We start from the raw sequence: 12,969 nt of genomic DNA, 5'->3' as shown, positions 1-12,969 counted from the left end.
TCCCCCACATCACATCATTAATATATGAAGCACCTTCTAACTTTAGAAAAGCACATCAATTTTATGTGATATTTTTAGCTTAACCCTAGGAAAACTTTCGGGAAATTAAATTCATAAATCGAGCTTCGTACTCTTCCTTACCTATCCAATTATCATAATCTGGTTTTACCATATTAACAATAAAAGAAATAGACCGTTCTTCAGTATCTATTGTGCTAAGTTGAGACAACACCCTATTATAATCTTCCATGCTATTATTAAATAGATGCTTAACAAAAGCTAGCTTATCATTTAGATCTATCTTAATATTCCTATGCGTGTGGTTCGTGATTGTCTTGGTTACTGGCCTTGTATGTGCCTCCACCTTAGGTGTAAAAAGATCTTTATCATTGATTAAATCTGAGTTGGAAGAAAACTGAGAAAGAACCTCATCTATAGTAGTAGGATTTGGCATTTCTGAAACCATATCCTTAATTGTATCTATCCCTGGAGTAATAATGTCTTCTTTATGCGGATTGCTTTCTGGTACAGATGAGTTTGCACTTAGCACAGAATTAGCCATGGTTTCAAATTTAGAACCAATAGCACTCTTAGAAACGTCTATCTCTACTTCGTTTAATTTCTCTTCAATATATTTTAGGACCGCTAACTTTTCATATAATTCCCTTGCCGCATCGTATAGCGAAGTAATTTCCCCCGTATTTTTTGCAGTTATAATTTCGGTAGATAATATCCTTAATTCCTCTTTTAGTCTCTTTTTCATTTTTAGTGATTTTTACTATAAGCTGGACTCCAAGGGAGCTCCAATTTCACAATTATACAATGTTCTATTAGGTGTGGCTATAAAAAAATGAACCTTTACTCAACTTTTCCCAACATTACTGCCACATGGATTATTTTTTTGATAATTTTATGCCTCCTATTAAACTAACGGAAAACAAATAACTTTCGTCTAAAATTACAAAATGTTTCTCGAAAATACTGTTAACCCTAAAGAACAATTCGGATGGATAGAAGTTATCTGTGGTTCCATGTTCTCCGGAAAGACCGAGGAACTCATCCGACGTCTTAAGCGAGCTCAGTTCGCAAAACAAAAAGTGGAGATCTTTAAACCCATGATAGACACTAGATATCATGAAGAAATGGTAATCTCCCATGATGCCAATGAAATACGTTCTACTCCTGTACCTGCAGCTACCAATATACGCCTGTTAGCTGATGGCTGTGATGTAGTAGGTATTGATGAAGCTCAATTCTTTGATGATGAAATCGTAACCGTATGTAACGACTTAGCAAATAAAGGAGTTCGAGTGGTAGTAGCAGGACTAGATATGGATTTCAAGGGTAACCCTTTTGGCCCCATGCCTGCACTTATGGCTACTGCAGAATATGTTACAAAAGTACACGCTGTTTGTACCCGAACCGGAAATTTAGCTAACTACAGCTTTAGAAAGAACAACAATGAAAACCTAGTTCTATTAGGCGAGGTAGAAGAGTACGAGCCCCTAAGTAGAGCTGCCTACTACAAAGCCATGCTGAAGGAGAAAGTAAACACTATAAAAGTTACTTCTGAGGAAATAATATCCCCTAAAAAAATATAAATAAACATGGTTGAGGAAACCGTTCTGGAAATAGATCTACAGGCACTAGAGCACAATTACCACTATCTACGGTCTAAAATTAATAAAGACACCCTTTTCTTGGGAGTGGTAAAAGCATTTGCCTACGGTAGTGACTCGGTTGCTATTGCAAAAAAACTAGAGGCCTTAGGTGCTAACTACCTAGCAGTTGCCTATACCTATGAGGGCGTTGTTTTAAGAGATGCTGGCATAAAACTGCCTATTCTAGTACTCCATCCCCAAAGGGTACAATATACTACTTTAATAGAGCGCTGCTTAGAGCCTAGCTTGTACTCCCCAACAATGCTTACCTCTTTTTTACAGACCGCTAAAGCCTTAAAACAATCAAATTATCCTGTTCATTTAAAACTTAATACCGGACTTAATAGAATAGGTTTTTCTGAAAATGAGGTGGATTTCATAGCAGATCAATTGAAAGGAGCGCAACAAATTAAAGTAACCTCCATATTATCACATCTAGCTGCATCCGAAGATTTAAGTGAAAAGGCGTTTACCCTTTCACAAATAGCAACCTTCGAAAGAATTAGCAAGACATTAACGAGCAAATTAGACTATCAACCATTAAAACATATATTGAATACCTCTGGAATAATTAATTATCCAGAAGCTCAATATAATATGGTTAGAAGCGGAATTGGACTTTATGGTTATGGTAATGAGGCTTCCGAAGATGCTAAATTAATCCCAGTCGCTACCTTAAAGACAATTGTTTCCCAGATTCACCATATTGGCCCTAATGAAAGCGTTGGTTACAACAGAGGTTTTATTTCCAATTCACCCATGGTAACAGCAACCCTGCCCATTGGACACGCCGATGGCATTGGCAGAGTTTATGGAAATCACAAAGGCCACGTATGGATTAACGAACAACTTGCCCCCATTATAGGGAATGTTTGTATGGATATGCTAATGATAGATATTACGGAGATAGATTGTAAGGAAGGTGATGAAGTTATTGTTTTTGGCAAAAACCATAGCGCAGATAAAATGGCCTCTTATAGCAATTCTATATCTTACGAGCTTCTTACTGGAATTTCACAACGTATAAGACGTGTTTATTTAGATAATTAATATTTTTTTAGCATTTTGTTAAGAATGATTTTTTTCACTACATTGCAGTAGATAATAACCAACCCTTAAACTATGTTAAAAGAATTTAAAAATTTCATCATGACAGGAAATGTCATTGATTTAGCCGTTGCGGTAATTCTGGCTGGAGCTGTCAGCTTAGTAGTTAATGGCTTTGTAAATGACATTATGATGCCAATTGTAGGGTATTTTGCAGGCGGCATGGATTTCTCAGAAATGCAGATTGTACTATCAGAAGCTATAGTTGCTGCTGATGGAACAGTTACCAAACCGGAGAGTGCTATCCGTTATGGAGCATGGATAAACTCTATCGTTAATTTAGTGATTGTAGGTTTTGTGCTTTTCATGATTGTAAAAGCTTACAATAAAACAAAAACACCACCTGCTCCTAAAAAAGAAGCTCCAAAAGGACCAACGCAAGAGGAGTTATTAATGCAAATCAGAGATTTGTTGAAAAAATAATCAATTCAATACTAAAGTTCCGGTCTAAACTAAGACCAACTACCGACCAACCTAAACCGTCAGCCCATTTATATCAAAAAGGCTGACGGTTTTTTTTATACTTCAGTGATATTTATAACTTTTTGTTATATTTTTAATAAATTAGATTAATCGCATTGTTCTCAATGCATTAATGAGTACCTTTGCCTTCTCAATTTTAATACATTAATAATGAAAGTAGCTGTAGTTGGAGCAACTGGAATGGTTGGAGAAGTAATGCTAAAAGTATTAGCAGAACGCAACTTTCCATTAACAGAATTGTTATTGGTAGCCTCAGAAAGATCTGTAGGTAAAAAATTAATGTTCCAAGGGAAGGAGCACACCCTTATAGGCCTACAAACGGCCTTAGAAGCAAAGCCGGATATAGCTGTATTTTCGGCAGGCGGGGACACCTCTCTAGAGTGGGCACCTAAATTTGCATCAGCAGGAATAACGGTAATCGACAATTCCTCTGCTTGGCGAATGGACCCTTCTAAGAAATTGATTGTTCCAGAAATTAATGCAAATGAACTTACCAAGGAAGATAAAATAATAGCTAGTCCAAACTGTTCTACTATACAGATGGTTTTGGCACTATCTCCTTTGCATAAGAAATATAAAATGAAACGAGTAGTTGTTTCTACCTACCAGTCTGTATCAGGTACTGGGGTAAAGGCAGTGCAACAATTAGAAAATGAAATTGCTGGAGTACAAGGCGAAATGGCCTATCCTTATCCTATAGGAAAAAATGCACTTCCACATTGTGACGTATTCTTAGAAAACGGCTACACTAAGGAGGAAATGAAGTTGGCTCAGGAACCTTTAAAAATATTTAACGACAATAGTTTCTCCGTAACTGCGACTGCTGTACGTATTCCTACTTCTGGAGGACATTCCGAATCTGTAAACGTGGAGTTTGAGAATGACTTTGATCTTTCCGAAGTAAGAAAAATGCTAAGCGAAACCAAGGGGATTATAGTACAGGATAACCCAGATACCAACACCTATCCTATGCCTATTTACGCCAATGAAAAGGATGAGGTTTTTGTTGGAAGAATAAGAAGAGACGAAACACAGGCGAACACCTTAAATATGTGGATTGTTGCAGACAACCTAAGAAAAGGAGCCGCCACTAATGTTATACAGATTGCAGAGTATCTTGTTGAAAACAGTTTAGTATAAACAAACAATAAGCTCACTTTCTAAGAAAAGGCGACTAAAACTTTACAACCCCAACTCCAAGGGGACATTAATACATAAAAATACCTTTGTGACCTTATTGTCGCAAAGGTATTTTTTGTAGTATTTTTGGCAATCACATAGATTAAATATAAATGAAGAAAATAGTATTATCCACAATCGCGGCAAGCGTTGTACTCGCTTGTGGCACAAATCAAAAAAAAGACCCTATTGTTTTGAATTATCCTAGCACAAAAAAAGTTGATACGGTAGACCACTATTTCGGAACCGATGTACCGGACCCCTACCGCTGGTTAGAAGATGATAGAAGTAAAGAAACAGAGGCTTGGGTTAAAGACCAAAATAAGTCCACTTTTGATTATCTAGATCAAATTCCTTTTAGAGCCGATTTAAAAAATCGTTTGGAAAAATTATGGAATTACGAAAAATTAGGTTCTCCTTTTAAGGAAGGTAATTACACTTACTTTTCTAAAAACGACGGACTCCAAAATCAGTATGTAATATACCGTACCAAAGAAAATGGTGAAGAGGAGGTATTCTTAGATCCCAACACCTTCTCCGAAGACGGAACTACTTCTTTAGCTGGCCTAAGCTTTTCTGACGATGGCTCTATAGCTGCATACTCCATATCTGAAGGAGGTAGCGATTGGCGCAAGGTAATCGTATTAGAAACAGAAACTAGAAAAATTGTTGAAGACACCTTAGTAGACATCAAATTTAGTGGCATCTCTTGGAAAGGAAATGAAGGCTTCTTCTATTCTAGTTATGATAAGCCTAAAGGCAGTGAATTATCAGCAAAAACAGATCAGCACAAGCTATACTACCATAAATTAGGTACTTCTCAAAAGGAAGACGAGATAATCTTTGGAGGAATCGCCTCCGAAAAACACCGTTACGTAGGTGGTAGCGTTACAGAAGACAACAAATACCTATTGGTATCTGCTTCCGTGTCAACATCGGGCAACAAACTATTTATTAAAGATCTTACTAAGCCAGGTAGCAAATTAATACCCATAGTAGATCACACCGATTCTGATACTTCCATATTAGACAATGTAGGTTCCAAACTATATTTAGTGACCAATTTGGATGCCCCCAATAAAAGAATCGTAACCGTAGATGCTGCTAATCCAGCACCAGAAAATTGGACAGATCTAATTCCAGAGACAGAAAACGTACTCACCCCTGGTACAGGCGGAGGCTATATTTTTACAAATTATATGGTAGATGCCATCTCCAAAGTGTACCAATACGATTATGAGGGAAATAAAATACGTGAGGTAAAACTACCTGGTGTAGGTACTGCTGGTGGTTTTGGCGGAAAAAAAGAGGATAAAGAATTCTATTTCTCCTTTACCAATTATAACACACCATCTTCTTCTTATAAATACAATGTAGATTCTGGTGAATATGAATTGTATTGGAAGCCAGAAATAGATTTTAATCCCGAAGGATACGAGTCTAAACAGGTGTTTTACACCTCCAAAGACGGCACAAAGATCCCCATGATCATCACCCACAAAAAAGGGCTAGAACTAAATGGTAAAAATCCGACTATCCTATATGGATATGGTGGATTTAACATCAGCCTAACTCCTTCTTTTAGCATTATCAATGCAGTATGGATGGAACAAGGCGGAATTTATGCCGTTCCTAATTTAAGGGGTGGTGGCGAATATGGTAAAAAGTGGCATGATGCAGGTACCCAATTACAAAAGCAAAACGTTTTTGACGATTTTATTGCTGCTGCTGAATACTTAATTGACAACAACTATACTTCTAGCGACTATTTAGCCATTAGAGGAGGTTCTAACGGCGGATTATTAGTTGGAGCCACTATGACACAAAGACCAGAATTAATGAAGGTAGCGCTTCCAGCTGTGGGTGTATTAGACATGTTACGTTACCATACCTTTACTGCGGGAGCTGGTTGGGCCTACGATTATGGAACTGCAGAAGATAGTGAGGAAATGTTCCAATATCTAAAAAATTATTCACCAGTACATAACGTTAAAAAGGGAGTCAGTTACCCCGCAACTCTTGTAACTACAGGAGACCATGATGATAGGGTAGTGCCTGCACATAGCTTTAAATTTGCTGCGGAACTACAAGATAAACAAACTGGAAATAACCCTACTCTTATTAGAATAGAAATAAACGCCGGACATGGTGCAGGTACCCCAATAAGTAAAACTATTGAGCAAACTGCAGATATTTTTGGGTTTACCTTATTTAATATGGGTTTCCAGGATCTTCCTAACCCATCAGTTTTAAAATAAATAAAAGCTTAGTTTTCAATTAAATTAATACTTTTGTTAAGTCCATTTCATTATTGAAATGGACTTTTTTTATTCCATAATTAGCAGTTATAGCCATTAACCATCATGTTACAAGTAAATTCCCTTTCATTTTCATATAACAAAAAACCAACTTTAATCGATTTAGATTTTAAGGTTGATAAAGGGGAGCATGTATCTATTGTTGGACAAAGCGGTTGTGGAAAGAGCACATTACTAAAGCTTATTTACGGATTATTACAACCCACAGAAGGAGAAATATATTGGGAAGACAAAAAAGTCTTAGGACCTAATTTTAATTTGGTGCCTGGAGAGCCCTATATGAAATACCTAGCGCAAGACTTGCAACTAATGGCCTATACTACCGTAGAAGAAAATGTAAGTCAATTTTTATCTGTTTTCTATCCAGACGAGTTAATGGAGCGAACCCAAGAGCTTTTAGAAATGATAGAAATGACGGAATACGCCAAAGTTATGGTAGAAAAGCTAAGCGGAGGACAACAGCAACGAGTAGCCCTTGCGAGGGTATTAGCACAGGAGCCAGAATTACTGCTTTTAGACGAACCCTTTGCTCACATAGATAATTTTAGGAAGAACGATTTAAGAAGAAACCTCTTCAACTACCTAAAAAAGAAAGGTATTAGTTGCATTACCGCAACCCATGATCATCAGGATATTTTGGGTTATGCAGACCGAATTATTGTACTTAAAGATCAAGAAATATTAGCTGATGAAGCTACGGAATCGCTTTATTTTAACCCCAAAACTATTTACACCGCCAGCCTATTTGGTGAAGCTAACCACATTCCTATAGAAATTGTAAAATCCTATGCCAATACAAAGCGTAAAATAATTGTGTATGCACATGAGCTTAAAGCCTCTAAAAAATCGGGCATCCCAGTTATTGTAGAGAAAAGCTATTTTATGGGCAGCTACTATCTAATAGTAGGGCACTCTGGAGATGAAAAAATCCGATTTCATTCCTCTAAAGCCATAAAACCAAAAAAGAAAGTATATTTAAATATTGCCATAGAGACCATAAATCAACGACTAAAACAATAATAAACTTCATTTTGGACAAAGAACAGCTTATACAGGAGTTACAATTTAAGGCAGTTCGCAGTAGCGGTGCAGGTGGCCAACATGTTAATAAAGTTTCCTCTAAAGTAGAATTATACTTTAACGTTCAAGAGTCCAACGCACTTAGTGATAACGAGAAAAGTAGGATTCTAAAAAAATTATCTCATAAGCTAACGAAAGATAACGTCTTACTGTTATGGAGCGAAGAAACTCGTAGTCAGCACAAGAATAAAGATTTAGTAATAAAGAAATTTCTGGAAACGATAGCATTCGGCTTAAGGGTACCTAAAGTCAGAAGAAAAACCAAACCCACCCGATCTTCCATTGAAAAAAGGTTAAAACAAAAGAAAAGGTCTGCCCTAAAAAAGGCTAACAGGGGGAAGCCAAAATTAGATTAGATCTATTCAATTTCTTTGATCTTAAATTCTGATCCATTAAAGAATATCTTTTCCCCAATAGATTTTCCCATCAATATTTTGCCCATAGGAGTATCTGGAGCGATAGCATAATAGATTTCCCCGTCTACTAGAATTTTACCTGCACTAATCCCTATATAATAATGATGCTTACTAGTGTAAACCACACTTCCCAATATCACCTGATTGGACTTGCGTTGCAACGGAACTTTTTTAAAACGTTCTTGTAATAATTGCACCTCTGCCAATTGCTTTCCCAACTTCTCACGTTCTAATTGGATCATAGCTCTACCAGTTTCGTGTTTATCACCGGCGCTACTTTTGGTTTCGGAGGTTAAGGCCTCTTCTAAGGAAGTTATTCCACCTTGTATTCTAAGCAATCGTTCTTCAATATAAGTCTTACAGCTACTATAGAGCTGTTCTTTTGGTGTAATATTCATATCTAATAGCTATTAATTATTGACCCTAACCTTGTCTTTTGCATTACCTTTCTACTAAGCAAGATCTGCCAATTCCTTACCAATACTACTCCCAATAGCAATTCCCATACCTCCCATTCTTACACCGCAATACACACGATTTGATAATTGTCTTACAATAGGTTTTTTCTGCCTCCCAACTCCCATTATACCACTCCATCTTTGATGTATTTGAAATGGATTATTTGGTAAAATAATGGTCCGCATTATTTCTTCCAAGCGATTTTGTACTATAGGAGTTTCTCCAAAAGCAGTTGTTTCTTCCGCTTTAAAATCGAGATTTCTCCCCCCTCCCAAAAGAATTCTGTCTCCAACATTCCTAAAATAATAATACCCCTCCTCTAGATGAAACGTCCCTTTAATAGAAAGGTTTTTAATAGGCTTGGTAATCATCACTTGAGCTCTAGCTGGTCTTACATCTTCTTTAATCAATTGGGCCGCAAAACCGTTTGTAGCAACAAATAAGTGCTGCGTTTTAAAATCAAATTCACTTGTATGCACTTCAAGGTGATTATCAAATTCCTCAAAAGATGTTACCTGGATTCCATTAAGGATATTAATTCCGGCTTTCTGCACTTTTCTAAGCAGCGCATCCATCATCATCCCCGTGTCTATTTGTCCTTCAAAAGAAGAACTGATATAATTACCTTGAATCTTTTTAAAATGATAAGTATTGGCTTGCAACCTAAAACAATCAGATTTAAACACCGATTTTAATAGGGTATTTGCCTTCCCCACCCCTTCTAAGCAGCGCTCATATAATTCTTGATGCTCTTTAAGAAAAACCTCATGGCCACCATAATTCCTATAATCTAATTGCGCATCGCCCAAAGTCTTTCTCAACAACTGCACACCATCCCAGCGCTTTTGAACCAGCTTTACCACCTCGTCCTCTGTATGGGTCTCCAGGTCAGACAAAACCTCGGAAATACTACCAAAACAGGAAAAACCCGCATTCTTTGTACTAGCTCCCTGTGGCAATATTCCTTTTTCTACAACCAGAATTTTAGCCTTAGGAAATCGATTTTTAAGGTGAAGAGCACAATTAAGTCCAACAATACCACTACCAACAACGGTAAAGTCTATGTTAGCAAGCCATGTATTATACTCCCAATAACTAAAATTCATATCTTCTCACTGCTTTAAGAGAAGGTAAAGTAAGAAAAAGAATGGAATAAAAACTATATTTCTAAGAGGCACATCTTATAATCTGCCTTAATTAAGAACAAGAGGTTTTCCAATAAAAAAAGCGAAATATTCTGTTCCGAGAAACTGAATACTTCGCCTATAAAAGATAATATATTATGTCTGCCTATGTTATTCTTCAGGCATTGGTTCCATCTCAAAGTCTTCCATAAACTTTGTAGTATAATTTCCTGCTAGGTAATCTGGATGGTCCATTAATTGTCTGTGGAAAGGAATAGTGGTCTTAACTCCCTCTATTACAAATTCGTCCAACGCACGTTTCATTTTATTAATGGCTTCCTCTCTAGTTTGTGCAGTTGTGATCAACTTTGCAATCATGGAGTCATAGTTAGAAGGAATAGTATATCCACTATACACATGGGTATCTAATCTAATTCCGTGACCCCCTGGGGTATGTAGGGTGGTAATTTTTCCTGGTGAAGGCCTAAAGTTATTATAGGGATCTTCAGCATTAATCCTACATTCAATAGAGTGTAGTTTAGGATAGTAATTTCTACCAGAAATTGGCACACCTGCTGCAACTAGAATCTGTTCCCTAATTAGGTCGTAGTCTATTACCTGCTCGGTAATAGGGTGCTCTACTTGGATTCTGGTATTCATTTCCATGAAATAGAAATTCCTATGCTTATCTACCAAAAATTCTATAGTACCAGCTCCTTCGTATTTTATATATTCTGCCGCTTTTACTGCTGCTTCCCCCATAGCATCCCTTAACTTATCTGTCATAAAAGGAGAAGGAGTCTCTTCAGTTAACTTTTGGTGTCTACGTTGTATAGAACAATCTCTTTCAGAAAGGTGACATGCTTTTCCATACTGGTCTCCAACAACCTGGATTTCTATATGTCGTGGCTCCTCAATAAGCTTTTCCATATACATACCGCCATTACCAAAAGCCGCAGTAGCTTCTTGTACTGCTCCTTCAAAATGCTTCTGAAGGTCTTCTTCTTTAAAGACTGCTCGCATTCCCTTTCCACCACCACCGGCGGTAGCCTTTATCATTACGGGGTAGCCCATTTTCTTGGCTACTTTTTTAGCATCTTCATAGTCCTTTAAAAGTCCTTCTGATCCTGGAATCGTAGGGACACCCGCTTTTTTCATGGTTTCTTTAGCGGTAGCTTTATCACCCATTCTATCGATGTGCTCTCCAGAAGGTCCAATAAACTTAATATCGTGCTCAGCACAGATCTTTGAGAACTTAGAATTTTCAGAAAGAAAACCATATCCTGGATGAATGGCATCTGCATTGGTTATTTCTGCAGCTGCTATGATATTTGGTATTTTTAAATACGATTCACTACTTGCCGCTGGCCCTATACATACCGCTTCATCCGCAAAACGAACGTGAAGACTTTCCTCATCTGCTTTGGAGTAGACCGCTACTGTCTTTATTCCCATTTCCTTACAGGTACGAATAATACGCAGCGCTATTTCTCCCCTATTTGCAATAAGTATTTTTTTAAACATCTCTTGAAATTTTAATTCGTATTCCAAATTTTTAAACACGTATGATCTCGATTTAAACGAGTTCATCCACATTTAGTATTTAAAAATTTCTTATGAGGGGTCTACCAAAAATAATGGCTGATCAAATTCTACTGGTGAACTATCGTCCACAAGTACTTTTACGATCTTTCCAGAAACTTCTGATTCTATATCATTGAATAACTTCATAGCCTCAATAACACAAAGTACATCCCCTTTCTTAATAACACTTCCAACCTCTACAAACACTGGCTTATCTGGCGCAGGTTTTCTATAGAAGGTTCCAATGATAGGTGACTTTATAGTGACATACTTATCATCTTCTGCTGCTTCTGCCTTTTTAGTAATTTCTACAGAAGGCTGCTCTCCTTGAGCTTGTTGTTGTATAGCTTGTTGAGGCATAGGAGCATTCATAGGGATATGCTGAACAAAAGTAGGCTCTTGTGAACTTTCTCCCTTTCCGGTACGGATGGTGATTTTTATATCTTCCATCTCCAATTTCACTTCACTTGCCCCAGATTTGGCAACAAATTTAATTAAGCTTTGAATTTCTTTGATATCCATAGTTCGTTATAATTTTTTAGGTTACGTCTAAATTAAGAATTATAGGCCCATTTCAAATAAATAGAACCCCAAGTAAAACCGCCTCCAAATGCAGCAAACACCAAATTATCTCCTTTTTTTAATTGGTTTTCGTAGTCGCTTAGCAAAAGAGGTAAAGTTGCTGATGTAGTGTTTCCGTATTTTTGAATATTCATCATAACCTTGGAATCATCTACGCCCATTCTATTAGAAGTGGCATCTATAATTCTTTTATTGGCCTGATGAGGCACTAACCAATTTACATCGGTATGTGATAAATCATTGCGTTCCATTATCTTAGCTGCAGCATCTGCCATATTGGTAACCGCAAATTTAAACACTGATTTCCCGTCCTGATAAATATAATGTTGACGATTTTTAACAGTTTCTTCTGATGCTGGAAGCAAAGAGCCCCCGGCATCCATTTTGAGGAAATTTCTACCTTGCCCGTCAGAACGCAAATATTCGTCTTGCAATCCAAGTCCTTCCATATTAGGTTCAAACAACACCGCTCCGGCACCGTCACCAAAAATAATACAGGTAGTTCTATCAGTATAGTCTATTATAGAAGACATTTTATCTGCTCCTATAAGCAGTACTTTTTTATATCTCCCAGACTCTATATAACTAGATGCAGTAGACATCCCATATAGAAAACTAGAGCAGGCGGCATGCAAGTCATATGCAAAAGCATTTACAGCTCCAATTTCGGTAGCTACGTAAGCAGCAGTAGCCGCTACCATCATATCTGGGGTAGCTGTAGCCACAATAACTAAGTCAATTTCCTTTGGATCTAGGTTTTGTTTAGACAGAAGCTGTTCTGCCGCTTTAATAGCGAGATAGGAAGTTCCTAGTCCCTCCTCTTTTAAAATCCTTCTTTCTTTAATGCCGGTTCTGGTTGTAATCCATTCGTCATTAGTATCTACTAAAGTTTCAAGGATTTCATTGGTCAATATATAATCTGGTACATATGACCCTACAGCCGTAATTGCCGCCGTTTTTTTACTCATCCAAATTA

13 protein-coding genes are annotated in these 12,969 nt (G+C 37.2%); 7 read left to right on the top strand and 6 right to left on the bottom strand.

Annotated features, from left to right (window positions below; all coding sequences use genetic code 11):
* Nucleotides 1-85: 85 nt before the first annotated feature.
* The gene (locus H344_RS0102270) at nucleotides 86-763 is read right to left on the bottom strand and encodes a hypothetical protein (RefSeq protein ID WP_026808801.1); all 678 of its coding nucleotides are present in this window, start codon (nucleotides 761-763) and stop codon (nucleotides 86-88) included.
* A 202-nt stretch (nucleotides 764-965) separates the two neighbouring features.
* Here H344_RS0102270 and H344_RS0102265 point away from each other — a divergent pair, with 202 nt between their 5' ends.
* From H344_RS0102265 to arfB, 7 genes are all read left to right on the top strand, one after another.
* Nucleotides 966-1,601 (top strand): thymidine kinase, encoded by a 636-nt coding sequence (locus tag H344_RS0102265; RefSeq protein WP_026808800.1) that lies wholly within the window; start codon nucleotides 966-968, stop codon nucleotides 1,599-1,601.
* Nucleotides 1,602-2,711 carry an alanine racemase gene (alr, locus tag H344_RS0102260; RefSeq protein ID WP_026808799.1) on the top strand — a complete coding sequence of 370 codons (1,110 nt, stop codon included), beginning with the start codon at nucleotides 1,602-1,604 and terminating at the stop codon, nucleotides 2,709-2,711. It begins immediately after the preceding gene.
* Nucleotides 2,712-2,783: 72 nt separating this feature from the next.
* Nucleotides 2,784-3,191 carry a large conductance mechanosensitive channel protein MscL gene (gene mscL, locus H344_RS0102255; protein ID WP_026808798.1) on the top strand — a complete coding sequence of 136 codons (408 nt, stop codon included), beginning with the start codon at nucleotides 2,784-2,786 and terminating at the stop codon, nucleotides 3,189-3,191.
* Between the two features lie 210 nt (nucleotides 3,192-3,401).
* Complete coding sequence (locus tag H344_RS0102250) at nucleotides 3,402-4,391, top strand: aspartate-semialdehyde dehydrogenase (RefSeq protein ID WP_026808797.1); 990 nt, start codon at nucleotides 3,402-3,404, stop codon at nucleotides 4,389-4,391.
* Nucleotides 4,392-4,543: 152 nt separating this feature from the next.
* Nucleotides 4,544-6,688 (top strand): prolyl oligopeptidase family serine peptidase, encoded by a 2,145-nt coding sequence (locus H344_RS0102245; protein ID WP_026808796.1) that lies wholly within the window; start codon nucleotides 4,544-4,546, stop codon nucleotides 6,686-6,688.
* Between the two features lie 105 nt (nucleotides 6,689-6,793).
* Nucleotides 6,794-7,768 (top strand): ABC transporter ATP-binding protein, encoded by a 975-nt coding sequence (locus tag H344_RS0102240; protein ID WP_026808795.1) that lies wholly within the window; start codon nucleotides 6,794-6,796, stop codon nucleotides 7,766-7,768.
* An 11-nt stretch (nucleotides 7,769-7,779) separates the two neighbouring features.
* Nucleotides 7,780-8,184, top strand: coding sequence for an alternative ribosome rescue aminoacyl-tRNA hydrolase ArfB (gene arfB, locus H344_RS0102235; RefSeq protein WP_026808794.1), 405 nt, complete (start codon nucleotides 7,780-7,782; stop codon nucleotides 8,182-8,184).
* Nucleotides 8,185-8,186: 2 nt separating this feature from the next.
* Here arfB and H344_RS0102230 read toward each other — a convergent pair whose 3' ends face one another.
* The 5 genes from H344_RS0102230 to H344_RS0102210 all read right to left on the bottom strand — a co-directional run bounded on the left by H344_RS0102230 (nucleotide 8,187) and on the right by H344_RS0102210 (nucleotide 12,961).
* A complete protein-coding gene (locus H344_RS0102230; protein WP_026808793.1) occupies nucleotides 8,187-8,642 on the bottom strand; it encodes a 3-oxoacyl-ACP synthase in 456 nt (151 codons plus the stop codon).
* 54 nt (nucleotides 8,643-8,696) lie between these two features.
* Nucleotides 8,697-9,809, bottom strand: coding sequence for an NAD(P)/FAD-dependent oxidoreductase (locus H344_RS0102225; protein WP_026808792.1), 1,113 nt, complete (start codon nucleotides 9,807-9,809; stop codon nucleotides 8,697-8,699).
* Nucleotides 9,810-9,998: 189 nt separating this feature from the next.
* Nucleotides 9,999-11,351: an acetyl-CoA carboxylase biotin carboxylase subunit gene (accC, locus tag H344_RS0102220; RefSeq protein WP_026808791.1), complete on the bottom strand. Its 1,353-nt coding sequence runs from the start codon at nucleotides 11,349-11,351 to the stop codon at nucleotides 9,999-10,001.
* Nucleotides 11,352-11,441: 90 nt separating this feature from the next.
* Nucleotides 11,442-11,933 carry an acetyl-CoA carboxylase biotin carboxyl carrier protein gene (gene accB, locus H344_RS0102215; RefSeq protein ID WP_026808790.1) on the bottom strand — a complete coding sequence of 164 codons (492 nt, stop codon included), beginning with the start codon at nucleotides 11,931-11,933 and terminating at the stop codon, nucleotides 11,442-11,444.
* Nucleotides 11,934-11,965: 32 nt separating this feature from the next.
* Nucleotides 11,966-12,961, bottom strand: coding sequence for a beta-ketoacyl-ACP synthase III (locus H344_RS0102210; protein WP_026808789.1), 996 nt, complete (start codon nucleotides 12,959-12,961; stop codon nucleotides 11,966-11,968).
* Between the last annotated feature and the right edge of the window lie 8 nt (nucleotides 12,962-12,969).

Source organism: Arenibacter latericius DSM 15913 (assembly GCF_000424985.1).
Taxonomy (GTDB): Bacteria; Bacteroidota; Bacteroidia; order Flavobacteriales; family Flavobacteriaceae; genus Arenibacter; species Arenibacter latericius.
Note: the sequence above shows the minus strand (reverse complement) of the source record. Positions and strands in the feature narration are given on the sequence as shown.